Origin of the sequence: Mesorhizobium opportunistum WSM2075, assembly GCF_000176035.2 — a bacterium.
In the GTDB taxonomy this organism is placed as follows: Bacteria; Pseudomonadota; Alphaproteobacteria; order Rhizobiales; family Rhizobiaceae; genus Mesorhizobium; species Mesorhizobium opportunistum.
In genome coordinates, this window is sequence record NC_015675.1 from 4259245 (window position 1) to 4283298 (window position 24054).

At 64.0% G+C, this 24054-nt stretch carries 20 protein-coding genes; 11 read left to right on the top strand and 9 right to left on the bottom strand.

The annotated features are described in order from the left end of the window. The first annotated feature begins 40 nt into the window (after positions 1 to 40). From MESOP_RS20485 to MESOP_RS20500, 4 genes are all read left to right on the top strand, one after another. Positions 41 to 1228, top strand: a complete 1188-nt coding sequence (locus tag MESOP_RS20485) for an ABC transporter permease (protein ID WP_013895250.1) — start codon at positions 41 to 43, stop codon at positions 1226 to 1228. 1 nt (position 1229) lies between these two features. Then, positions 1230 to 2039 carry an ABC transporter ATP-binding protein gene (locus tag MESOP_RS20490; RefSeq protein WP_013895251.1) on the top strand — a complete coding sequence of 270 codons (810 nt, stop codon included), beginning with the start codon at positions 1230 to 1232 and terminating at the stop codon, positions 2037 to 2039. A gap of 14 nt (positions 2040 to 2053) precedes the next feature. After that, complete coding sequence (locus MESOP_RS20495) at positions 2054 to 3427, top strand: MlaD family protein (protein WP_013895252.1); 1374 nt, start codon at positions 2054 to 2056, stop codon at positions 3425 to 3427. A 79-nt stretch (positions 3428 to 3506) separates the two neighbouring features. Next, the gene (locus MESOP_RS20500; protein ID WP_425339694.1) at positions 3507 to 4115 is read left to right on the top strand and encodes an ABC-type transport auxiliary lipoprotein family protein; all 609 of its coding nucleotides are present in this window, start codon (positions 3507 to 3509) and stop codon (positions 4113 to 4115) included. A gap of 40 nt (positions 4116 to 4155) precedes the next feature. Here MESOP_RS20500 and MESOP_RS20505 read toward each other — a convergent pair whose 3' ends face one another. Together MESOP_RS20505 and MESOP_RS20510 are read right to left on the bottom strand one after the other, a co-directional pair. Continuing rightward, entirely contained in the window at positions 4156 to 4770 is a 615-nt protein-coding gene (locus MESOP_RS20505) for a 3'-5' exonuclease (RefSeq protein ID WP_013895254.1), read from the bottom strand. 189 nt (positions 4771 to 4959) lie between these two features. Further along, positions 4960 to 11253 carry a kinesin gene (locus MESOP_RS20510; protein WP_013895255.1) on the bottom strand — a complete coding sequence of 2098 codons (6294 nt, stop codon included), beginning with the start codon at positions 11251 to 11253 and terminating at the stop codon, positions 4960 to 4962. 273 nt (positions 11254 to 11526) lie between these two features. On the opposite strand from MESOP_RS20510, the gene MESOP_RS20515 reads away from it, so the two are divergent. From MESOP_RS20515 to MESOP_RS20525, 3 genes are all read left to right on the top strand, one after another. Continuing rightward, entirely contained in the window at positions 11527 to 11895 is a 369-nt protein-coding gene (locus tag MESOP_RS20515) for an Hpt domain-containing protein (RefSeq protein WP_013895256.1), read from the top strand. Positions 11896 to 11992: 97 nt separating this feature from the next. Next, complete coding sequence (locus tag MESOP_RS20520) at positions 11993 to 12313, top strand: 2Fe-2S iron-sulfur cluster-binding protein (protein WP_013895257.1); 321 nt, start codon at positions 11993 to 11995, stop codon at positions 12311 to 12313. A gap of 82 nt (positions 12314 to 12395) precedes the next feature. Further along, positions 12396 to 13427 carry an NAD(P)/FAD-dependent oxidoreductase gene (locus MESOP_RS20525; RefSeq protein WP_013895258.1) on the top strand — a complete coding sequence of 344 codons (1032 nt, stop codon included), beginning with the start codon at positions 12396 to 12398 and terminating at the stop codon, positions 13425 to 13427. Between the two features lie 15 nt (positions 13428 to 13442). On the opposite strand, the gene MESOP_RS20530 is transcribed toward MESOP_RS20525, so the two are convergent. Both MESOP_RS20530 and MESOP_RS20535 read right to left on the bottom strand, forming a co-directional pair. After that, positions 13443 to 14921: an MDR family MFS transporter gene (locus MESOP_RS20530; RefSeq protein WP_013895259.1), complete on the bottom strand. Its 1479-nt coding sequence runs from the start codon at positions 14919 to 14921 to the stop codon at positions 13443 to 13445. Positions 14922 to 15142: 221 nt separating this feature from the next. Next, on the bottom strand, positions 15143 to 15766 hold the full coding sequence (locus MESOP_RS20535) for a DUF922 domain-containing Zn-dependent protease (protein ID WP_041164865.1): 624 nt from the start codon (positions 15764 to 15766) through the stop codon (positions 15143 to 15145). A gap of 213 nt (positions 15767 to 15979) precedes the next feature. Between MESOP_RS20535 and folP the strand changes: the two genes are divergently transcribed. The 3 genes from folP to folK all read left to right on the top strand — a co-directional run bounded on the left by folP (position 15980) and on the right by folK (position 17793). Next, a complete protein-coding gene (folP, locus tag MESOP_RS20540; protein WP_013895261.1) occupies positions 15980 to 16864 on the top strand; it encodes a dihydropteroate synthase in 885 nt (294 codons plus the stop codon). Positions 16865 to 16937: 73 nt separating this feature from the next. After that, on the top strand, positions 16938 to 17297 hold the full coding sequence (gene folB, locus MESOP_RS20545) for a dihydroneopterin aldolase (protein ID WP_013895262.1): 360 nt from the start codon (positions 16938 to 16940) through the stop codon (positions 17295 to 17297). Beyond that, positions 17281 to 17793, top strand: a complete 513-nt coding sequence (gene folK / locus MESOP_RS20550) for a 2-amino-4-hydroxy-6-hydroxymethyldihydropteridine diphosphokinase (RefSeq protein ID WP_013895263.1) — start codon at positions 17281 to 17283, stop codon at positions 17791 to 17793. The genes folB and folK overlap by 17 nt, the downstream gene beginning before the upstream one ends. A gap of 12 nt (positions 17794 to 17805) precedes the next feature. Here the strand turns inward: folK and MESOP_RS20555 are convergent, their stop codons facing one another. Then, positions 17806 to 18351, bottom strand: coding sequence for a DUF924 family protein (locus MESOP_RS20555; RefSeq protein WP_013895264.1), 546 nt, complete (start codon positions 18349 to 18351; stop codon positions 17806 to 17808). 27 nt (positions 18352 to 18378) lie between these two features. Then, positions 18379 to 20214, bottom strand: a complete 1836-nt coding sequence (locus MESOP_RS20560) for a monovalent cation:proton antiporter-2 (CPA2) family protein (RefSeq protein WP_013895265.1) — start codon at positions 20212 to 20214, stop codon at positions 18379 to 18381. 246 nt (positions 20215 to 20460) lie between these two features. Here MESOP_RS20560 and MESOP_RS20565 point away from each other — a divergent pair, with 246 nt between their 5' ends. Further along, the gene (locus tag MESOP_RS20565) at positions 20461 to 20727 is read left to right on the top strand and encodes a hypothetical protein (RefSeq protein ID WP_013895266.1); all 267 of its coding nucleotides are present in this window, start codon (positions 20461 to 20463) and stop codon (positions 20725 to 20727) included. Between the two features lie 78 nt (positions 20728 to 20805). On the opposite strand, the gene MESOP_RS20570 is transcribed toward MESOP_RS20565, so the two are convergent. The 3 genes from MESOP_RS20570 to MESOP_RS20580 form a co-directional block, all read right to left on the bottom strand. Then, positions 20806 to 21357, bottom strand: coding sequence for a hypothetical protein (locus MESOP_RS20570; RefSeq protein ID WP_013895267.1), 552 nt, complete (start codon positions 21355 to 21357; stop codon positions 20806 to 20808). Between the two features lie 99 nt (positions 21358 to 21456). Then, positions 21457 to 22566 (bottom strand): YcjF family protein, encoded by a 1110-nt coding sequence (locus MESOP_RS20575; RefSeq protein WP_013895268.1) that lies wholly within the window; start codon positions 22564 to 22566, stop codon positions 21457 to 21459. Then, positions 22563 to 24041 carry a YcjX family GTP-binding protein gene (locus MESOP_RS20580; protein WP_013895269.1) on the bottom strand — a complete coding sequence of 493 codons (1479 nt, stop codon included), beginning with the start codon at positions 24039 to 24041 and terminating at the stop codon, positions 22563 to 22565. Before MESOP_RS20580 ends, MESOP_RS20575 begins: the two co-directional genes overlap by 4 nt. Positions 24042 to 24054 lie beyond the last annotated feature (13 nt).

Genomic DNA, 24054 nt, shown 5'->3' on the forward strand with positions numbered 1-24054 from the left:
AAATCGACAAGGTCGGACCCATCAGGCTAAACAGGACGCCATGTTGACCATAGGCAAGCGCGACGCAAGCGGCACGACCGCCTCGGAGGCTGACCACCAGCCGCGCGTCGCTATCGGCGAGGAAGGTGGCGTTCTTGGCTGCGCCTTCTCCGGTGTCTGGACGACACGGACCGTGGCACTGATCGACGCGGACATGCGCAAGATCGAGAAACGAAGCGGTTTCAAGACTTTGGCCCTCGATCTTTCCAAGATCGAGAAGATCGACACCGCTGGCGCCTGGCTAATCGACCGGCTGGTCAGCGTCTTCGAGAAGAAGAACGTCGAGGTCCAGCTGCAGGGCCGGAGCGAGATCGCGTCCATCCTGCTCGATGCGGTGGGGGAGGCTGTCCGCCGCGAGCCCGAATCCGGACCGGCGCGGCCGCCCAACATCGTCCTTCGCGCCCTCGAAGCGGTTGGCCGGCGCGTCTATGAGATGCGCGACGATTTCCTTGCCTCGATGAATATCCTCGGCGCCACCATCCGCGGCGCGCAGATGAAGCTCGGCCGCGGCCATGCCGTCAATCCGGCGGCGATCTTCAACCAGATCGATCGCATGGGCGTCGGCGCCATACCGGTGGTGGTGCTGATGTCGGCCATCGTCGGCGCGATCGTCGCCCAGCAAGGCGCCTACCAGCTCAGCTATTTCGGCGCCGATATCTTCGTCGTCGACCTCGTCGGCGTGCTGATCCTACGCGAACTCGGCGTGCTGATGACGGCAATCATGATCGCCGGCCGTTCCGGCAGCGCGATCACCGCCGAGATCGGTTCGATGAAGATGCGCGAGGAGGTCGACGCGCTGAAGGTCATCGGCCTCAACCCGATCGGCGTGCTGGTCTTTCCGCGCCTGGTTGCACTCGTGATCGCCTTGCCGTGCCTGACGATCATCGCCAATTTCGCGGCGCTCGGCGGCGGCATCGCCGCGGCCTGGCTCTACTCCGACATTCCGCCGGCCGCCTTCCTCGACCGGCTGCGCGTCGCCATCGATCTCAGCACCATTTTCGCCGGCCTGATCAAGGCACCGTTCATGGCGATGATCATCGGCACGATTGCGTCCGTCGAGGGTATGAAGGTCGGCGGCAGCGCCGAATCGCTCGGCCAGCACGTGACGGCCTCGGTGGTGAAGTCGATTTTCGTCGTCATCATCCTCGACGGGCTTTTCGCCATGTTCTACGCAGCGATCGAGTTCTGACATGGCTGAGGGTAATGGGCTCGCGATGAAGGAGCAGGACGAGGGCGACCTCGTGCTTTCGGTGCGCGACGTCACTGTCGCCATCGAGGACAAGCTGATCCTCGACAAACTCTCGCTCGACATCAAACGCGGCGAGATCCTGGGTTTCGTCGGCGCTTCGGGCGCCGGCAAGTCGGTCCTCCTGCGGACCATTCTCGGGTTGATGCCCAAGCAATCGGGAACGATCAAGCTGTTCGGTGTCGACGTCGACAAGGCAAGCGATATCGAGCGGCTGCGCATCGACATGCGCCTTGGCGTGCTGTTCCAGCATGGCGCGCTGTTTTCGGCGCTGACCGTGCTGGAGAACGTGCAGGTGCCGATGCGCGAATATCTCGACCTGCCGAGAAAGCTGATGGATGAACTGGCATTGCTCAAGATCGAGCTGGTCGGCCTGCCGCCGGATGCGGCGCAGAAATTCCCCTCCGAACTCTCCGGCGGCATGATCAAGCGCGCCGCCCTGGCGCGCGCGCTGGCGCTCGACCCGGATATCGTCTTTCTCGACGAGCCGACGTCCGGCCTCGATCCGATCAGCGCGGCCGAGTTCGACGAACTCGTCGTCAAGCTGCGCGACACCATGGACCTGACCGTCTATATGGTCACGCACGACCTCGACACGCTGTTTACCGCCTGCGACCACGTGGCGGTGCTCGGCAAGAAAAAGGTGCTCGTCGAAGGCAGCATCGACGACATGCTGAAAAGCGAGGAACCGTGGGTGAAATCCTATTTCCGCGGAAAACGCGCCCGGCAACTTGATCTTGCGGCGCGCGCATAGCCATAAGTGAAGCAATGGAAACCAGAGCCAACTACGTCATTGTCGGGATTTTCACGCTGGTTGCGATCCTGGCGGCGTTCGGCTTCGTCTATTGGACGGCCGCGATCGGTGACAGGGGCGAGACGACGCTGCTGCGCGTGCGCATCCCGGGTTCGGCTTCCGGCCTCGGCCGCGGCAGCTTCGTGCTGTTCAACGGCGTCAAGGTCGGCGACGTCAAGCGTGTCTATATCGACGTCGACAATCCGACCGTCGCCATCGCCGACACCGAGATCGACCGGATGACGCCGATCACCAAGTCGACGCAGGCCGATATCGGCCTTGCCGGCCTCACCGGGCAGGCAAACATCGAGCTCAAGGGCGCCGATCCCAAGGAAGTGAAGCTGCTCGACCAGGCGGAAAAGGAAGGCAAGGTCGCCGAGATCGTCGCCAACCCATCCGCCGTGACCAATCTGTTGCAGACGGCGCAGAACATCTTCAACCGCGCCGACAAGGTGCTGAGCGAACTCGAAGGCTTCACCAAGGATGTCCGCGGGCCGCTGACGCAGACCGTGAAGAATGTGCAGACATTCTCCGACGCACTGGCCAAGAATTCCGACGGCATCGACAAGTTCCTGTCCTCGGTCAGCGCGCTCTCCGACGAACTGAAGGGTGTGTCCGGCAAGCTCGACGGCACGCTGAAGGCGGCGGAAGGCCTGCTCAATGCCGTCGACAAGGACAAGATCAAGAGCATCGTGGCCAACGTCGACACGGTAACCGCGAACCTCAAGCAAACCTCACAACAGCTCGACGGCGTCATCAAGAATGTCGACACGGCGGTCGGGTCCGTCAACGACTTCGCCAAGCAGACGCAGGGCACGCTGGCCAAGGTCGACGGCGTGCTCGACGGCATCGACCCGGCGCAGGTGCGCACGGCGCTGGCCAACATCCAGAAGGCCAGCGAAAACGCCAACAAGGCCGCCGCCGATATCGCCGTCGTGACCAACAAGTTCGCCAACCGGGCCGACGACATCGACCAGACGATCAAGGATGCAAAGCAATTGGCACGACGGCTCAACGATGCCTCGGTGCGTGTCGACGGTATCCTCGCCAGGGTCGACAAATTGCTCGGCTCCGGCCAGGCGGATGGTGTGATGGCCGACGCAAGGGCGACGCTGAAATCCTTCAAGCAGGTCGCCGACACGCTGAATGCGCGGCTTGGCGTCATCACCGACAATCTGGCGCGGTTCTCGGGCCAAGGCCTGACAAATGTCGAGGCGCTGGTGCAGGACAGCCGCCGATCGATCAACCGCATAGAGGAAGCGGTGACGGATCTCAGCCGCAATCCGCAGCGTATCCTTTCGGGTGGCGACGGCGAGGTTCGGCAATTCGATGGCAGGGCGCGGCGTTGACTTCGGCGTCGGCTCGCCCCAGAAACATGAGCTGCAAAAGCGGGTTGATCTTACGATCCGGGGACAACGGGGATCGCGCGTGAAGTCTGTGTGGGTGAGAACGGGCGGGTTGACGTCGGCTGCGGCACTGCTTGTCCTGACGCTGGCGGGCTGCGCGGCGTTAGGCGGCAAGCCTGCGCCGCTCGACACTTTTGAGCTGTCTGCGCCTTCGGTCGACGCGCATGGCCATAGCAGCAAGCAGATCCTGATCGCCCAGCCTTCGGCGCTCAAGGCGCTGGACAGCCAGAACATCGTCATCAAACCCTCCGACCGCTCGATCCAGTATCTCAAGGGCGCGCAATGGGCCGATCGCCTGCCGCTGATCGTGCAGGCGCGGCTGGCCGAGACGTTCCAGCGCTCGGGCAGCTTTGCCGGTGTCGGCAAGCCGGGCGAGGGTCTGGCGATCGACTACCAGGTCATCGTCGAGGTCCGGTCCTTCGAAGTGCGCGTCGACGGTGGCGAACACGCCGAGGTCGACCTGTTCGTGCGCTTGCTCAACGACCGCAATGGCGAGGTGCGAGCCTCCAAGAGCTTCAACGCATCCGCACCCGTTTCGGGCAAAGGCAACTCCGCTTATGTCGGTGCGCTCGACAATGCGTTCGGCGATGCCGCCAGGCAGATCGTTCGCTGGACGGATTCGGTGATCTGAGCGCCGGTCTCGTTAGCTAAATCTCGCCAACGCTTTCAAGCTACAGGCGCTCGAAGACATCCGGCCGCAGCTTTCCGGTCAGCATCAGATGCTGCAGCGTGTAGGCCAAGGACAGCGCATCGTCGAGCGCCTCATGCCCATGCAATGGCGGGTGCTCGACGCCATAGTAGTCCGCGAGCTTGTTGCTCGGCGTCCTCGCCAGGTCCTCGATCGGCATCCCGGCCGCGATCAGCAGCTTGACGGCATTGTCAAACCGGGTGGCCGGGATCGAAGGCTGAATGCCCGCGATATAGCAGCTGATGGCGATCATGTTCAGTTCGTCCTTGCCCCAGGACCAGAACCGCGCGCCACCGGAAAAACGATCGACGTTGGCGAGGGCTTCTCCCAGCGCGACCCCTTCGGTCTCGACGTCCTTCTCGGTGATGCCGGTCAGTTTGGTGAAGAACGGGTCGAGGGCGTATCTTTGACCAAACCGGTCGACCGGTCTGATATAGGCCTTGTGCGTGCCGAGCAGCGGAAAGTCGTCCTCGAGCCCAAGCTTGATCGCGCCGATCTGCGCGATGACCGGGTCGGGATCGTGGGCCGCGCACCAGAATCGGCGTTGCGAGCCCTCAAGGCAAAGAAACTCGCAGTCGAATATGATTGCCGTCTTCACGATCACACCCTTTGAGCGTCAGGGCTGCGGCTTTCCGGCGGATTTCCGCGCTGTGGGGGAAGTCGAACCTTGGACGGTCCCCGACGCATCCATCGGCTCGCAACAGTCGTTGTTGGCAGGTTAAGCGCGTGCCGGAGGTTTGGAGAAACAACAGGCGGGACCATGGTCCCGCCTGTTCAATTCCTGGCTTTAGTGCAGCCGGCCGCTGGCGTGGGCCAGCATTGTGTAGACCTTGCCGGTGTCCGACGTCAGGTAGGTCTGCGCCATGATGTTATCGCGGTCGTTGCGCGAGACATCCTTGAGCAGTTTTTCGAAGTCGTCGCAGTAGCGGTCGACGGCGGCACGGAATTCGGCCTCGGCCTGGTACTTGCGGCGGATCTCGTCGAACGTCTGCTGGCCCTTCAGCGTGTAGAGCCGACGCGTGAACACGTCCCGCTCGCCGCGCCGATAGCGGTTCCACAATTCGATCGAGGCATCGTGGTCGATGGCCCGTGCGATATCGACGGAGAGCGAGTTCAGCGATTCCACGACATGTAGCGGCGAGCGCTGGGCAGGGGCCGCGCGTGGTGCTTCCGCGGGCGCGGAAGGCGCCGTGGGCCTGAGGTCTCCTTCGTTCGATGCCGCGGTCAAGAGATCGCGTACCCAGCCGCCCTGCGGCGTGCGGGTATTGGCGTCAGCGCGAGGGCGCGGTGCCGCCTCGGCCGGACGATCGAGGTCGAGCGTGCCACGCAGCGCGGTGCCACCCAGCGGCGCCTGAGGCGTGCGCAGCTCCGGTTGCGGCGCCGGGGCACGACGCGGCGGCTCAGCCGGCCGTGCCGCCGGTGCTTGCGGCGCCGGGCGCAAGGGGCGTTGCTCCGAACCATCGCCGCCGCCACGACCGGACTTGGCAACGATATCCGAGAGCTCCTTCAGGGCGTTGATCTGCTCCGAAACGGCGCGGCGAATGGCGGAGGTCGATTCCTTTGCCTCTTCCGGCATCTCGATGACGCCCTTCTTGAGCTCGGCGCGGGTGAGGTCGAGCTCGCTCTTGATCGAGCCCGCCGTGCGCCGCATCTCCTCGGTCGCATCGGCGAAGCGCTTGGTGGCCGAATCGACGACGTCGGTGATGGCGTTGCGGATCTTGTCGGCCGACTCCATCGTCTTGCCTTCGGCGTTCTGCAGCGTCTGGCCGACCAGGTTTTCGAACGAGCGCATGACCCTTTCGAGATCTTCCGACTTCTTGACCAGGCCGACCGCGAGATCCTCGAGCGACGACTGTCTTTCGAGCGTGTGTTCGAGGTTGCTCTGGGCCGAACTCAACAGGTCCGAGGCGCTGGCCAGCAGACGGCTGTGTTCGTCGAACTTGGTGGCGATCGAGGCGACTTCACGCAAGGTCGACGAGGACAGGTCCGTCAGCCTTGTCGTGTTCGAATCGACCAGCCGCGCCGAGCTGGCAAAGGTCTGTGCCGCCTTTTCAGTGGTGGCCGCGAAGCTCTGCGTGCTGCCGGTCAGGCGTTCGTCGACCTCGCCGAGATTGACCGCGGCCTGCTCGATCAGCTGGCCAAGCTGCGAGCTGGACTTGGTCATGCGGCCGATGAGGTCAGCGACGCTGTCGGACAGCGACGAGCGCGCGCCTTCGACCGCCGACAAGGTCTCGGCGGTGCGGCTGGCGAGCGCGTTGACAAGGGCTGCATTCTCGCTGCGCAGCTTCTCGGTGGCGCGTTCCGTGACCTCTTCCATGCTCTTTTGCAGCTCCGAGCCGCCCTGGGCGAAACGCTCGACCAATGGGCGGGCGGTTTCGTCGAGGATCTTCGACATCTCGGCGGAGCGCGCCGCGAGCATGGTGTTGAGCTCACGGGTATTGGCGCCGATCGTCTTGGCGGCGTCGTTGGTGCTCTGGCCGATATGCTGGCCGACCGCCGTGAAGGTCTCGGCGATCACATTGGCGCGTGACACCAGTTGTGCCTCGGCGCTCGAGACCTGCTCGTTGAGCCTCTGGCCCATCGTCTCGGCGGTGTAGGCGAGCCGGTTCTCGACGTTGGCGACCTGCTCCTCGACACGGGCGGCTGCAGCCGCCGCGCTCGATGCGAGACGCTCGTCGGCGCCGGCAAGCGCCTGCTCGATTTCGCGGGCATGCACGGCCAGTTCCTGGCCGGTCTGCCGCGCACGATCGGCGACCCTCTGCTCGGTGTTGGCGAAGGCGCCGACGATGGTCTGCGCGTGCTCGCCGATCGTCGACGTGCTGTCGGCGATGCGCGAAACCAGGCGTTGGTCTGCCTCTTCGAAGATGCGGCCGATCTCGGAAGCGCGGTTGGACAGCGCGTCCGAACCTTCCGCGATGCGCGACACCAATTGCTGGTCGGCGGCATCGAAGATGCGGCCGAGGTCCGATGCGCGGGCAGCGAGCGCCTCGGCCGATTCGCCGATGCGCACGCCGAGCCGCTGGTCGGCGCTTTCGAAGTTGCGCAGGATGTCGCCGGCGCGGGCGGCCAGCGACTGTGCCGTCTCGACGGCGCGGGCGACAAGCTTCTGGTCGGCCGCGTCGAAAGTGCCGGCGATCTCGTTGGCGCGGGCGGAGAGCTGATCGGCGGTCTCCTGAGCGCGAGCGGCAAGCTTCTGGTCGGCCATGTCGAAGGTTCCGGCGATCTCGCTGGCACGGGCAGCCAGTTGGTCGGCGGTTTCGTGGGCGCGGGCCAGCAGCGTGCTGGAAGTATCGTCCGCCCGGGCAAGCAAGGCGTTCGAAGTGTCTTCGGCACGGGCATGGAGACGACGATCCGCATCCTCGAAGGTACGGGCGATGTCTTCGGCCCGCGCCAGCAATGCGGCGGACGTCTGCTCGGCGCGCTCGGCGATCTTGCGATCGGCGTCGCTGAACGCCGCACCCGCCTGCTCATGCAGCGCGCTGGTGACTTCAAGGACCTTTTCGCGCAAAGCGCCGGCGACGAAGACGGCGCTCTTTTCGAGCACGTTGCGGACGTTGTCGACGCCGGTCGAGAGCGCGCGTTCCATGGTGCCTGCGCGTTCCTCGATGATCCCGGTCTGGCGACTGAACGCCTCTTCGATCTTTTCCACGTCGGCCGCGATCGCGGTGGAAATGTCGGTGCTCCTGGCCGCGATCTGATCGATGTGGCCAGACAGCGAGCGGTCAACGTCCTTGCGGGTCTCAGCGAGCTTGCCGAGATCCTCTTCCAGCGCGCGGCTCAGCATGTCGCGGCCTTCGGCCAGCTTGCCGACATGGCCGGCGATGATGCCGTCGATGTCGCCTCGGCTTTCGGTCAGCTTCTGCAGGTCGGCTTCGAGCGCGCGCTTGAGAATGTCGCGGCCCTCGGCCAGCTTCTCCACCTGGCCGGCAACCAGGCCGTCGATGCTGGAGCGGCTTTCGGCGAGCTTGGCAAGATCGGCTTCGAGCGCGCGCTTGAGAACGTCGCGGCCTTCGGCCAGCTTCTCCACCTGGCCGGCGACCAGACCGTCGATGCTGGAGCGGCTTTCGGCCAGCTTGGCAAGGTCGTCCTCGAGTGCCCTGGACAGGGTCGAACGCTCCTGGACAAGCCTGTCCGCGTGGCTGTTGACAAGGGTGTTGACGCCTTCGAGGTCGTCCTCCAGCGCCTTCGACAGCGTCGAACGATCCTGGACGAGCCGTTCGGAATGGCTGTTGACAAGGCTGTTGACGCTTTCGAGATCGGCTTCGAGTGCCCTGGCGAATTGCGCACGGTCATCGACCAGCTTCTGCGACTGGTCGGCGACGGTGTTCTTGATGGTGTTGAGGTCGGCTTCCAGGGCGCGCCGCAGGATGTCGCGGCCTTCCGACAGCTTCTCGACCTGACCGGCGACCAGACCGTCGATGCTGGAGCGGCTTTCGGCCAGCTTGGCAAGGTCGTCCTCGAGAGCCTTCGACAGGGTCGAACGATCCTGAACGAGCCTGTTCATGTGGTCGGCGATGACGCTGTTCACATTCTGCAGGTCGGCTTCCAGGACCCGCGAAAGCTGTCCACGGTCCTCGGCCAGTTTCTCCGACTGGCTGGATATGACGCCTTTGATGGTGTTGAGGTCCGACTCCAGCGCCCGCTTGAGGATGTCGCGGCCTTCGGCCAGCTTCTCGACCTGGCCGGCGACCAAGCCGTCGATGCTCGAGCGGCTCTCGGCCAGCTTGGCAAGGTCGGCTTCGAGCGTCTGCGACAGCAGGCTGCGGTCGTTGGAGAGCCGTCCCGAATGATCTTCGATCAGGTTCCTTATGCCCGAAAGGTCGTCCTCGAGCGAACGGCCGAGCAGGCTGCGGTCTTCGGCCAGCTTTGCCGAGTGCGACTCGATGAGGCTCTTGATGCCGGCGATGTCGCTTTCCAACGCCCTGGCGAGAACGGCGCGGCCCTCGGCGATCTTCTCCACCTGGCCGGCGACGAGGCCATCGATGTCGGCGCGGCTGTCGGACAGTTTGCCGAGATCGGCCTCAAGGGCACGCGACAGGATGTTGCGGCCTTCAGCCAGTTTCCCGACATGTCCGGCAACCATTTCATCAATGATCGTACGAGCTTGCACGAGCTTCCCGGAGTCTTCGTTGAGAGCCAGGGAGAGCCGGTTGCGGCCTTCCTCCAGCCTTTCGAGATGGCTGCCGAGCGATGCATCGATGGCAGCGCGCGATTCGTTGACCTTGCGCAGATCCTCTTCGAGGGCACGCGCGATCAGGCTGCGGCCTTCGGCCAGCTTCTGCACCTGGTTGGTCACCGCGGCATCGATGCCGGCACGGCTCTCGTCGAATTTCGCCAGGTCCGCCTCCATGGCGGCCGCCATACGCTCACGGCTTTCGGACAGCTTGCGGCTGTGGTTCTCGACGGCTTCCTCGATGCCGACGCGGGCATCGGAAAGGCGCTGGATGTCGGAATCGAACGAACGCGAGACGACATGACGCGCCGCTTCCATGCGTCCGGCAAAGTCGCTGGCGCGAGCCTCCAGCATGGTCGATGTCGAGTTGACGATGTCGGCCATGTCGGCGCCGATCTGGGTCTTGCCCTGATCGATCATCGCGGACAACGTATCCTTGCTTTCGGCGAAGGTGTGGGCGATTTCGCGGGCGCGTTCGACCAGTGTCTCATTGATCTGGCGGGCGCGGGCCTCGAGCGCCGCGTTGAGCTTCTGCGTGCCGGTGTCGAGCGCCTCGGCGCGGGTCTGGAATTCACTGATCAGCGCCTGGCCGCGTTCGGCCAGCGTGCGCTCGATGCCGTTGAGGCTGGCTTCGAATTCCGAATTGAGGGTGCGGGCGGCGCCGCCAAGCAGCGACACCATGCCGGTGGTGCGATCGTCGAGCAGGTCGGTCAGCGACCGGGTCAGGCCGTCCGTCGTGTCCGTCAATTTTGCGATGCGGGTGTCGAGCAGGGAGGCGAAGGCCTCGCCGGAGGTCGACAGCCTGTCGGTGATGGTGTCGAGGCGGCCTTCGACCGAATCGAAGATCGACATCGAGCTTTCATTGATGCGGTCGATCAGCGTGTCACCGGAATTCGTGATCGTCATCGACAGCTTGGTCGACGCGTTGAGGATCGAGTCGCGGATGATGTCGCTGGCGGCGCCGATTTCCTCCTTGAGCGTTTCATGCGCGCCCGAAATCGAGGCGCGGACGCGCTCCGCATGGGTGACGACTGCCTCGCGCTCGCTGCCGAGCCCGTCGACGAGCGAGCGGATGCGGGTTTCGTTTTCCGAATAGGAGCGCTCGATCTGGTTGACCTCGCTATGGACCAGCGTTTCCAGTTCCACGGCGCGGGCGAGCGTGCGTTCGATGCCTTCGCCCATGGCCGCGACCTCGCGGCGAACGGCTTGGCCGATCATCATGACGCGATCCTGGGCGAGGTTTTCTGGCTCGGTCAGGCGGAAAGCTACTTCGGTCATCGACTGGGCGGCAATGCGCATGTCCTGGGCGCGACGGATCATCGCCGCGAAGGCCCAGAACAGGATCACCGGCACGATCGCCGCGACGGCGAGGCCGATCAGCTCGGGACGAGCAAAGAACTGGTCGAGCGTGCGGATCCGCCAGATGCTCGGTCCGAAAAGCAGGTTGGCCAATCCGCCGGCGCCCGCGATCCAGGCGAGCGAGACAAAGGCAATGACCCAATAGACGGTGTTGGAGGCGCGCCGGTTGAGGCTGTGCAGGAGTGTCTTGTAATCCTTCTGGCGATCGTCATTGGCCGGGGCGAAGCCCGTCGCCTGTGTGCCGAAGCCTGTCGCCTGTGTGCCATTGCCATTGCGCGTCTCAACGGGGCGCAGTTCGGCGGGTTTGGCTTTTGGCGCGGGCTTGGCGGGCTGGGCCTGACTGACGGTGGGCTCCGACTTCTGGTTGCGTCCCTCTCGTGCCAATTCATCGGCGGCCTGGGATATCTGGGCTTCCAGATCTTCCATCGAAGCTGCGATATCGAGATCGCCGTCAGTGTCGCTGCTGAGGTCGATATCGAGCGCTTTTTCCAGTTCCCTGGCTACATCGTTGTCGAGAGTTCTCGTCGTCGTCGTTGGTTTCTTCGCCATGCCTTCGCTACCCTGTACTAGCTGCCGCGGGCTTATAATTGTCTTTGTCGTACCCCCGCGCAGGAGGCTGAAAATGGACCCCTCGTATCGTAATGACACAGGGGGGTAAAGAAAACATGCATTCCGTGGGATACGTAAAACTTTAAATATAAGGTTAACAGAAGCGTGATTCCGGTGCCGCTTTCGCAACATTTTTCCGGGCCACTCATTAACCCGTTGTCCACTGGATGCGCCTAGTTTTTCAGGCGACCGAAGAAAACGGAGTTCGAGTTCATGCGTGGCGAAAGCGGCATTGCCTTCTCAATGCCCGGGGGCGACGTATCGGGAACGAGGCAGTCCCGGCCGGTCGATTTGGCACACCTTGCCCGGCAAACGATGGGCGATCGCGCCCTCGAGCAAGAGGTGCTGGCGCTCTTTGTACAGCAGGCGCTATCTGTGCGCGACAAAATAGTCGACGCCGACGTCAAGGGCCGGCTTCTGCTGGCGCATGGGCTGAAAGGCTCGGCGCGCGGCGTCGGCGCCTTCGCCATCGCCGATTGCGCCACCGAAATCGAGCGTCGTCCGGAGGACGGTCAGACACTCAAACGGCTTGGCACGCTGATCGACGAAGTGCGCGATTTCATCGCCGCAATCAATCGCTGATCCCGGTTTGCGGAAAAACGTCACCGAGCGGCGCTTTCGCGCGGCAGTTGACTTGTCTGCCGGAGTGATTATCTCGGCGGAAACTCTCAGGTGACAAATGACAAAACTGACCTTCATCGCCCATGACGGCACACATTTCGACGTGGATGCCGAGAACGGCTCGACGGTGATGGAAAACGCCATCCGCAACGCCGTGCCGGGGATCGAGGCGGAGTGCGGCGGCGCCTGCGCCTGCGCGACCTGCCATGTCTATGTCGATGAGGCGTGGACGGCCGAAGTCGGAGAGCCGGAGGCGATGGAAGAGGACATGCTGGACTTCGCCTACGAGGTCCAGCCGAATTCGCGGCTTTCCTGCCAGATCAAGGTGCGCGACGCGCTCGACGGCCTCGTCGTGCGGGTGCCGGAGCGCCAGGGCTGAAAAGCCGATTTTTCCCGCTGCCGCTTGGCAGCGAGCCGGTGGTCATGCAGTCTCACGCCAACACAGCAGCGAGGCAGAGCGCATGACCGGCACCATCAGCACAGACGTCCTCATTGTCGGGGCAGGGCCGGTCGGCCTGTTTTCGGTGTTCGAGCTCGGCCTGTTCGACATGAAGTGCCATCTGATCGATATTCTCGACCGGCCGGGCGGCCAATGCGCGGAACTCTATCCGGAGAAGCCGATCTACGACATTCCCGGCTGGCCTTCGATCTCGGCGCAGGGGCTGGTCGACAAGCTGCTTGAGCAGATCGCGCCGTTCAAGCCGGATTTCACCTACAACCGGATGGTTTCCAGCCTCGAGAAGCTGGAGGATGGCAGCTTTCGCGTCACCACGGACGAAAATGAGGTGTTCGAGGCCAAGGTGGTGGTGATCGCCGCCGGTGGCGGCTCGTTCCAGCCGAAGCGCCCGCCGATCCCCGGCATCGAACCCTATGAAGGCAAGAGCGTCTTCTATTCGGTGCGCCGGATGGAGGATTTTCGCGGCCACGACCTGGTCATCGTCGGTGGCGGCGACTCGGCGCTCGACTGGACGCTGAACCTGCAGCCGGTGGCAAAGAGCGTCACGCTGGTTCATAGGCGCCCTGAATTCCGGGCGGCGCCCGACAGCGTCAACAAGATGTATGCCATGCAGGAGATGAAGCAGCTGGAATTCAAGGTTGGCCAGGTGACCGGGCTCACCGGCGCCGACGGCCAGCTCTCATCCGCGACCATCAAGGGTGGTCCGGAGGGCGATGTCGAGGTGCCTTGCACCCGCATGCTGCCGTTCTTCGGCCTGACCATGAAGCTCGGCCCGATCGCGGAATGGGGGCTCAATCTCCACGAGAACCTGATCCCGGTCGACACCGAGAAGTTCCAGACATCGGTGCCCGGCATTTTCGCGGTGGGCGACATCAACTGGTATCCCGGCAAGCTGAAGCTGATCCTGTCGGGTTTTCACGAGGTGGCGCTGATGGCGCAGGCCGCCAAGCGCATCATCAGCCCCGGCGAACGTATCGTGTTCCAGTACACGACATCGTCCACGAGCTTGCAAAAGAAGCTCGGCGTGGTGGAGTGACCTCGCTGACCGGCTCTACTCGGCCATCACCGGCGGGTACTCGGCCTGGCCGCGAAGCGGTTTTTCCGGCATCAACGCAAGCGTGATCAGCGCCAGGAACAGCGTCGCCGCGGCGACAAGGAAGATCATCACGAAGGGCTCGGCGGATATGACCTGGCCGACGGCCAGCGTGCCTTCGCCGGCCAGCGGCAGGCCATAGCCGAGGGCGACGGCGCCGAGCATTGCAACGCCCAGCGCGCTGCCCAGCGAACGCAGGAAGGTCAGCACGCCGGTTGCGACGCCAAGATGCGCCCGGTCGACGGCGTTCTGGACCGATACGGTGGCGACCGGGAAGGTCGTCCCGCTGCCCAGGCCGATGCAGACCGTCAGGACTTCGACGACCAGCAGCGAAGCGTGTCCGGCGACGAGGGCGAGCAGGCCGAGGCATATGATCGAGAAGAGCACGCCCACCATGGCGATCCGCTTGTAGTGGACGAAGCGCGGTATTGTTCGCCCGCTGAATGTCGCGCCGGCCACGGTGCCAAGCAGCAGCCCCAGCATCGCAAGACCCGACTCGCTGACCGAAAGGCCGACGATCGACTGCAGGTAGACAGGCAGGTAGACCGCCAGGCCTATGTTGGCAGCCTGCAGAAGGAACATCGACAAGGTGCCGGCGCGGACGATCGGGTTGCTCAGCACCTCAAGCGAGATGAGCGGTTCGGCCGCGCGCAGCAGCCGCAGCGAGAACGCCGCCCAGAAAACCGCGGACGCCGCCAGCAGCCCGATGATTTCGCCGGACAGCCACGGGTACTCGCTGCCGCCCCAGTTGAGCGCCAGCAGCAGCAAGGCCGTGGCCGCGACCAGCAGCAGCGCGCCCAGGCCGTCGATGCGATGATGCTTGGCGGCGATCGGCAGCTTCTTGAGCGGGTTGTTGATGATCGCCATCGCCAGCAGGCCGAGCGGGATGTTGATCCAGAAAATCAGCGACCAGTGAAGATGTTCGGCGAAGGTGCCGCCAAGCAGGGGCCCGGCGATGCTGGCGACGGCCCAGGTGCCGGAGATCCAGGCGGCGTAGCGCGCTCGTTCGCGTGGCGGGACGAGGTCGCCGATGACGGTTTGCGTCAAGGTGAACAGGCCGCCACCGCCGGCGCCCTGGATGGCCCTGCCGACGACCAGCACAAACATGTTTGGCGCCATCGCACTGACCACCGATCCGAGGAGAAAGATCAGGATGGCGGCATAAACGGTTGGCCGGCGGCCATAAACGTCCGAGATCTTGCCGTAGAGCGGTGCCATGGCGGTCGCGGTCAGGAGGTAGCCGGTGACGATCCATGGCAGATATTGCGCATGGCCGAGCGCGTGGCCGATGGTCGGCATCGCCGGCGCGACGATGGTCTGATCGAGCGCCGCCAACAGCATCGACAGAAGCACGCCGGCGATGATGGCGTTCTTCTCGCTTTCGGTCAGCGGCGTGGCTGCAGCCGTCATGGTCTGCTTGTCGACAGCCTGGTCCATAGTCTTTTGTCCATGTGCTTGCGCGCCGTGCGGTTCACCGACAGGGCCGGCCTGGTGTGTCCGCCACGCGATCGGTCGTGGTGCTCGTGCTCTATGGGTCGTGCGCTGCCAACCCGTGATATGTCGTTCCCTATAGGCCGATTTCGACCGCCGCTCGCAAATTTTTCGAATCTGGCACTACGCTTCGACCGGGTTGGCGCCATGGATGCGCCGAGGAAAATTCAGGCCGGCGGTCGCAATTGGCCACTCTCGATGCGCTCGATGCGATAGCGCAGGAGCCGCAGGATGCGGCTTTCGAAATTGACGCTCTCGACGCGGTCGAACTGCACCTGGGCGCGGTCGTGCTCGGCGAGGACGGTGGCGGTGATTTGGGCCGCCTTGGCCTTTGCCGCATCGCAATCCTTCCGCGGATAGGTCGCCTTCAGCGCCTCTTCCAGCTTGCGGGCATGGTTCTTGGCAATCTCGACATGGCGCTCCTCATGGCGCTTGATGTCGGCCGACAGCGTGTCCCAGAACAGCTTCACGTCGGCGTCCGCGTTGCGGGGGCGGCGCCATTCCGGAAGGATCACCTTGACCTTGACGGTCACGGCGGCGTCGGCGATCCGGCAGGAACCTGCCTGCCGGGCGTAGCTGATGCGGGTGGTGAAGGCCATCTGGGTGGCGCCGGGGTGACGGGAACCAGTGCTCTTGACCTGTGGCCCGTGTTTGGAAAGCTGCGTCTCGATATCGTCGAGGGTGCTGCCGCCGATGGAAAAATAGCTGTATGTCTTCACGAGACTGGCCGCGCCCGCCGGGATGGCGGTCATGGCAAGCAGCAGTGCGCAGAGCAGGGATCGTTTCATCATGTTGCCTCTTCGAGCACCTTGCTTTACGGCCGTTGCCGGCGCAACGGAATTGATCCGATGCGGATCACACATCGTTGATGAGCCTAGAGTCGGATGATTTCAGGTCGATTCGACCTGAAATCTGAATCCGCCTCTAAATCAAAGGGGTAGAGCATGATGTCGTCCGAAAACCGCTTCACATTTTTCGGCATCATTCTCCAAGGTTGACGAGCAATGACGGCGAGGCGATGGCAACTGGCCCATGGACGCCATCTCGACCTTGGCGAAAGAGCCGTGGTTGCCGGCATCCTCAACGTCACCCCTGACAGCTTTTCCGACGGCGGCCTGTTTAGTGGGATCGAGACGGCGCTGGCCCAGGCACGCCGCATGATCGCCGAAGGGGCGGGGATTGTCGATGTCGGGGGAGAATCGACCCGGCCCGGCGCTGGCGCGGTATCGGCCGGGGAGGAACAGGCGCGCGTCCTGCCTGTAATCGAGGCGCTGGCGAGCGCCGGCGACGTGCTGATTTCCGTCGATACCTATCGTGCCGAAACCGCGCGCCTTGCGGTGGCTGCCGGCGCGCACATCGTCAACGATGTCTGGGGCTTGCAGCGCGAACCTGACATTGCGCGCATCGCGGCTGAAACCGGTGCCGGGCTCATCATCATGCATACCGGGCGGGATCGCGAGAAGCTGCCCGACGTCATTGCCGACCAGTTGGCTTTCCTGGGAAAATCGCTGGAGATCGCCCGCGGGCACGGTGTCGCCGACGACCATATCGTGCTCGACCCCGGTTTCGGCTTCGCCAAGGAGACGGCGGAGGAAAACCTCGACCTGATGGCGCGGTTCTCCGAGCTTCATGGGCTCGGCTTTCCGCTGATGGCCGGCACCTCGCGAAAGCGCTTCATCGGCACCGTCACCGGCCGCGATGCGGCCGACCGCGCCGCCGGAACGGCGGCGACCAGCGTCATTCTCAGGCTCAAGGGCGCGCATCTGTTTCGCGTCCACGATGTCGCAATCAACGTGGACGCACTGGCCATGGCGGATGCTATGCTGGCACGTGAAACCGCCGCATCGGCCCGAAAATCGGGATCGATTTTCGGAAAGCACGATGCGTAGATTCAAAAGTGTTAGAGCGTACTTTGTGCGTCCAAGTGGACGCACGTCGCTCTAAGGACCGGGACGCTGAGCCATGTATGTCATCCGCTTGAAAAACTGCGCCTTCTTTGCCCGGCATGGCGTGCTGGACGAGGAGGAGGCGCTGGGTCAGCGTTTCTATGTCGACGCGGTGCTGTCAGTTGACCCTGGACGCGCCCTTGTCGACGACGCGATCGGGGAAACCGTCAATTACGGCATCGCCTTCATGGTGATCGAGAAGATCATCACCGGCGAGCGGCGCTTCCTGATCGAGGCCCTGGCAATGGAGGTGGCAAAGGCGCTGACGGAGCGGTTTCCCCAGATCAGGAAGGCCGAAATCACCGTGCGCAAGCCCAACGCACCGGTGCCTGGCGTGCTCGATTACGTCGAGGTGACCGTTGTCTGGCCAGAATAACACCGTCTATCTCAGCCTCGGCGGCAATCTCGGCGACCCGGCGGCCTCGATGGCCGCGGCGCTGCGCATTCTCGACGCCGATGCCGATACAAGCGTGGCCGCCGTCTCCTCGCTCTACCGCACGCCGCCCTGGGGCAAGCTCGACCAGCCGGATTTCCTCAACGCCGCCGCCGAACTGTCGACGCGGCTTTCGCCTCGTGCGCTGCTCGACCTCTGCCTCGACGCGGAGCGCAAGCTGAAGCGGGTGCGCGAGGAGCGCTGGGGGCCGCGCCTGATCGATATCGACATTCTGGTGTTCGGTGACCGTGTCATCCACGAGACCGGGCTGGAAGTGCCGCATCCGCGCATGCTGGAACGCGCCTTCGTCCTGGCGCCGCTGGCCGAGATCGCGCCCGGTCTGGCGGTTGCCGGCCGTAGCGTGGCCGAGCGCTTGGGGGCCGTCGACGCATCAGGCATCGAGCGACTGCCATCCGGCCGCGACTGGTGGCTACCCTAGGCGGGCTGGGCATCAGCCAGAGAAACCACCACCGTCCAGAAATGCCTTTTCCTCCGGCGTGGTTTCGCGGCCGAGCATCCTGTTGCGGTGCGGAAAGCGGCCGAAGCGCTGGATGATGTCGCGGTGCTCCTCGGCATATTTGAGGTATTCGGGCGCATTGGCGGTGGTGAGTGCCACGGACCTTTCCTGATCGGCGAGCAGTTCCGAGTGCTCGAATGGCAGATAGAGGAATACGCGGAGTTCCGGTTCGAGCAACAGATCGTGGCCGGCCAAAACCGCTTTTTGAGCGAAATGCCTGGCAAGCGGGTCGGTTGCATACATATGGCCGGTGCCGCGAAAGCAATTTCGTGGAAACTGGTCGAGCAGGATCATCAGCGCCAGCGAGCCTTCGGCATGATCCGACCAGCCGTCGCATTCACGCCGCGCGGCTGCGTAGTGCAGGTCGAGAAAGCGATTGCGGAAGTCGGTATCGAAGGCCTCGTTCTTCTCGAACCATGCGTCCTCGCCGGCGTCACGCCAGAATTTGCTGACCGACAGGGCTCTGCTGTCCAATTCCATGCGTGGTTCCCTATTCAATCGGCGGATTCAATCGGCAGTTTCGGATTTATGCAGGACGCCGGCCGTCTCTTCATTGAGGGCCTGACCGGCACGTCGCGGCGTGGACAGCGGCGTCGGAATCGGCGTTCCGATATTGCCCCTGAGGAAACGCTGTCCGGCGCGGATGCCTTCGGCGAGCTGGGTTTCGAAACGGTCGGTGTCGCGGCGCCTGACATCCTCAATCGTTTCGGCCACGTCCTCCGGATCCACGCCGAGCGATTCCAGGGCCGAGCCGCCGAACACCAGCGCCGATTCGAAGGTCTCGCGCAGCTGGAAATCGACGCCCGCGCGAATGAGCTGCAGTGCCGTGCCGCGATCGAAGGCGCGGGCCAGTACGGTCAGCAAGGGGAACTCGGCTTTGACAAGCTCGGCGATGCGAACGGCGGCATCGGCCTTGTCGACGCAGATGAGCACGGCGCGCGCCCTGCCGGCACCCGCGGCATGGAGGATATCGAGCCGCGTGCCGTCGCCATAATAGACCTTGAAGCCGAAGTCGGCCGCCGCCTGGATCATCTCAACGTCGTTGTCGATGATCGACACATCGATGCCGCGCAGCAGCAGCGGCTGGCTGGCGATCTGCCCGAAGCGGCCGAAGCCGATGATCAGCACGCTGCCGCTCAGACCGTCGGCGACATCGACCCCATCGAGCGACTGCTCGTCGCGCGGCGTCAGGTACCGCAACGCCACGATGGCCAGCGGGGTTAGCACCATGGAGATGATGACAATGGCGGTGAGTGTCGCATTGGCCTGGTTGTCGATGATGCCGACGGCGGCGGCGGCCGAATAGAGAACGAAGGCGAATTCGCCGCCTTGCGCCATGAAGACCGCACGTTCCAGCGCTTCGCGATGGCCTGTCTTGAGGATTCGGGCGACGGCATAGATGCCGAACGCCTTCATTGCCATGTAGGCGACGACATAGATGGCGATCAGCTTCCAGTTCGCGGCCACCACATGCAGGTCGAGCGACATGCCGACCGCGAGGAAGAACAGGCCGAGCAGGATGCCGCGGAACGGTTCGATGTCGGCCTCGAGCTGATGGCGGAAGGTCGATTCGGACAGAAGCACGCCGGCCAGGAACGCACCCATCGCCATCGACAGGCCGCTGAGCTGCATGGCGAGCGCCGACCCGAGCACGACCAGAAGCGCGGCGGCCGTCATGACTTCGCGGGCACGGGCATCCGCCAGGATGCGGAAGAAGGGGTTCAGCAGATAGCGCCCGGCCACCACCAGCCCGACGATCGCGGCAAGGCCTATACCGACCTCTGTCAGCCGCTCCGACAGGCTGGTATCGGCGCCGCCAGGCGCCAGGAACGCGATCAGGGCCAGCAGCGGCACGATGGCGAGGTCTTCCAGCAGCAGGATGGAGACGATGCGCTGGCCTTTCGGCGAGGCGATTTCGCCGCGTTCCTCGAGGAGCTGCATGACGATTGCCGTCGAGGTCAGCACGAATCCGGCGCCGGCAACGAAGGATTGCGAGACTGGAAACCCGCCGGCCATTCCAACGCCGGTGAGCAGGATCGCGCAGACGCCGACCTGAAACGCGCCGAGCCCGAAAATCTCGCGGCGCAGGCCCCATAGCCGCGACGGCTGCATTTCCAGCCCGATGATGAACAGGAACATGACGACGCCGAGTTCGGCGACATGGAGGATGGCTTCCGATTCGGAAAAGATGCGCAGGCCGAACGGTCCGATCACCACGCCGGCGGCCAGGTAGCCGAGAATCGAGCCCAACCCCATGCGCTTGAAGATGGGAACGGCGACGACGCCGGCAGCAAGCAGCGCCACCACCTGGACCAGATCGCTGCCCGATGCCTCTGCCGCCATGCCGTCGTTCCGCTCGTTCGAGGATCGTTTTGGATTGTGAAGTCGTGTGACAAGGGCGCAAAGATACGGGCTTAGGCAGGGATCGAACAGCCCCGAATCCGGACCAAGGCGATGTTGCAGGCGCGATACACAAGTTGACGCCGCAACCACGTTGCTTCTTGCCACAATCAGAGGTTAAGGACGCTCGGCTTCGGCCATTGGAGGGCGCGACGATCAAGTCGCGCCCTTTTTGAGGAGATGACTGACATGAAGAAGTTTTTGTTTGTTGCCGTCGGCCTGGCGGTGCTGGCCGGTTCGGCTTGCTCCAAGGCGCCCGAGTGCACGGCGGAGATCGCCACCAAGAAAGCGCAGGACATGGCCGCCGCGCTGCAGGAAGCGATCACCAAGGATCCGTCCAAGGCGGCTGACCTGACCGCCAAGGTCCAGGCGGTGACAACGAAGTACCAGGGCGCCACCACGCTGGCTGACGCCTGCAAGGCTTATGACGAGTTGACTACGGCGATCAAGGGCTAACGCCTGATTCGATGGGATCAAAACCGAGCGGCGGCCTGATGGTCGCCGCTTTTTTGTTTTGGGCAAGATCCAGGATGGTCAGTTCGGCGCGATGGAACCGACTTCGACGGTGTCGACGCGTTTCAGGCTCATGCCGATCACCGGGACAAGCTGATCGGCGACGCGGACGGCAACCGTCACCGTCATCGAATTGTCGTCGGGAATGCGCGCCTGCATGACGCCGCGCAGCTGGTTGCGGTTGATGGTGAAGACCACCTTGCGGGCGTCGACCACATTGCCGCCGATAATGTCGAGGCCGGAACCGGCCGCGCCGCCCATGAAAGAGCCCTTGTAGTCGCGGCCCTTGCGCTCGATCTTGGCCGACATCTGCTGGGTGAACATGCCGACCCGGCAGCCGCCGTCGAGCGTCATGCCCATCTTGCCGTCGGGCGTCGAGCCCGTGAAGCTGCAGTTGAACTTCGTGCCCTTGTACTTGCCGGCGACGATCTCGCCCGGGCCAACCCATTTGCCTTCGGCCGAATGGAAGAATTGTTTGTCCGGCTCCGCTGCCGACGCCCCCGAGGCGATGCCGGCGACCGCTGTGATCGCGGCGGCGAGAGGCAGGATGCTGGACAGAATTACGCTTTTCATCGACGACACCCGGCAACAAAGAGGCTGTTTGAAACCGGTTCGACCATGAAGAAGATTGGTTAATGCTTCGTCACTTTCGGTGCTCGAAAGCGCAATCTGTCAACCATCTCGAAGGCTCGAACCTTGTTTGCCGGGCTCGGCGGTTTCGGCGCCTTTCCTTGTCGCAAACGATGTCAGCGCCGAGAGGAAATCGCCCAGGCCCGGGCGCTTCGCGGCGCTGAAGGGCAGGGGACGCGCGGTCTCCATCGCGGCGATGCCTATGCGCGCCGTCATCATGCCGTTGACGACGCCCTCGCCAAGCTTGGCCGAAAGGCGTGCCGCCAGGCCGTGGCCGACAATCTGCTGGACGAAGCTGTCGCCAATAGCGATCGAACCGGTGACGGCCAGATGCGCCAGCACGCTGCGCGCCAGGCGGAAGAACCCCAGCGTTCCCGGCCGCCCGCCATAAAGTTCCGACAGGCGGCGAATGAGGCGCCCGGCCTCGAAGACTACATAGGCGACATCGACAAGCGCCCGCGGGCTGACCGCCGTCACCAGCGAGACGCGCTTGGCGGCCTCGAGGATCATCACCTTGGCCCTGGCGTCCAGGGGGCCGAGAATCTCCGCTTCGGCCAGGCGCACCAGATTGCCACCGTCGATGATCTCGCCGCGCAGTTCGGACAGGGCGCGGCGGCCGGCCGCCGTCTCGGGCTTGGCCGCGACGAAGGCAGACAACTCGTCGACCACCGACCGTGCCGCGTTCGGATCGTCGCGAGCGATGGCATCCAACGCCCGCTTCTGCAGCTTTTCGACTTCGGCGAGGCGGGCGATCGCCAGGAATTCGCGGATGAGGATCACCAGCAGCGCCAGCACGGCGATTGCAGCCATGCCGGCGGCCAGCCAGCCCAGCCATTCGGCGCGCGCGAACAGATCGCGGATGAGCTGGTCGGTCCACAGGCCGACGGCCAGCGAAACCAGCACGCCAATGGCGCCAAAGAAAATGCTGCCGAACAGCGAGCGTTTCCTGGGGGCGATCGCCGGCGGCGGTTCGGCGGCGACGATGTCGGGTTCGTCGAAGACGTCGACTTCCGCCGGGATGACAAGCGCGACGCCGGGCTTCATCGCTCGGGGTTTGCGCGAGGGCTCGTCCGGGCGCGCCTGTGACGTCTGTTGTCTCGGCGCGGCCTCCGGCTCGATGCGGAAGGCCGCCGGCTTGCGGGGCGCGGTCATGCCAGATGGTCTCCGATCAAGAACTGCAGGGCACGGTCGAGCCTGATATGCGGCAGCGACAGCGTGACGCCTTCGGCCGTGCGTTCGAGTTTTGGCGGACGGAACCGGACAAAACGGATTGCCGGGTCGGTGGAGTCCTGTCTGTGATCCGGGCCCGAAACATCGAACACCGCATCAATTTTCTCCGGTAAGTCGCCGGGAAATATAGCGGTTTCCGTCTTTCCATCGAACGTTTCACCGTTGATCTTCTCGCCGACGATCGGCGTGCCGATGATGACCGGCAAAGTCTCGCGGCCCTGCTTGACGGTGCCTTCGCGGGTCGCGCGTACTGCCGCCATGGCGACGACATCGACGTCGGCGCCGGTGAAATTCGCCCGCGCCACGGCACGGTCGGCCAGGCGACGCACGATCGCCTGCAAGCGGTCATGGCTTTCATGGTGCAGGTGATCGGCCTTGGTCGCCGCGACCAGGATGCGGTCGATGCGCCGCGAAAACAGGTCGGTGAGAAAACTGCCCCGCCCTGGACGGAAACAGGCCAGGATCTCGGTCACCGCCCGCTCCAGGTCGGCCATGGCGCCGGGACCGGCATTCAGCGCCTGCATGGCGTCGATCAGCACGATCTGGCGGTCGAGACGCGTGATGTGTTCGCGGAAGAAGGGTTTGACGACATGCGTCTTATAGGCCTCATAGCGCCTTTCCATCATGGCATGGAGCGAGCCGCTACGCGGGCGCCTGTCGCCGAGGCCGGGCAGCGGCGCGAAAGTCAGCGCCGGCGAGCCTTCGAGGTCGCCAGGCATCAGGAAGCGGCCTGGCGGCAAGGTCGAAAGCGCCCTTTCGTCGAGCTTGCAGGCCTTGAGATAGGCGGCGAAGCTTTCGGCCAGGCGCCGTGCGGTCATCTCGTCGGCGTCGGCGTTCGGGTCGATCTCTTCGGATATCGCCCGCCAGGCCTGCGACAGGTCCTCACGCACCGGCAAGGTGGCCATTTCAATGGCCTCGCGTGAAAAATCGGCGAAGGATTTGCCGAGCAGCGGCAGGTCGAGCAGCCATTCTCCGGGGTAATCGACGATGTCGACCGACAGTTTGCCTGACGAGAACATGCGGCTCCAGCCGGAGGCCGATTCGTATTCAATGGTCAGCCGCAGTTCCGAAATGGCGCGCGTCGAATCAGGCCAGACGCGCTCGTGGACCAATGCGGCGATGTGATCCTCGTACTGGAAGCGCGGCACGGCGTCATCCGGCTGTTCTTCGAGGAAGGCGCGTGCGATTCGCCCGGACTTCTGCGCCTCGAACAGCGGCAGGCGCCCGCCGTGGATCAGATTGTGGACCAGGGCGGAGATGAACACCGTCTTGCCGGCGCGCGAAAGCCCTGTAACCCCCAACCGCATCGACGGAGAAAAAAGCCCTGAGGCACGTCCCGACAGCGTATCGAGGGCAATTCTCGCCTCGTCGGTGAAGGTGGTCAGCGATGATGCCAAAATGTAATCTCTC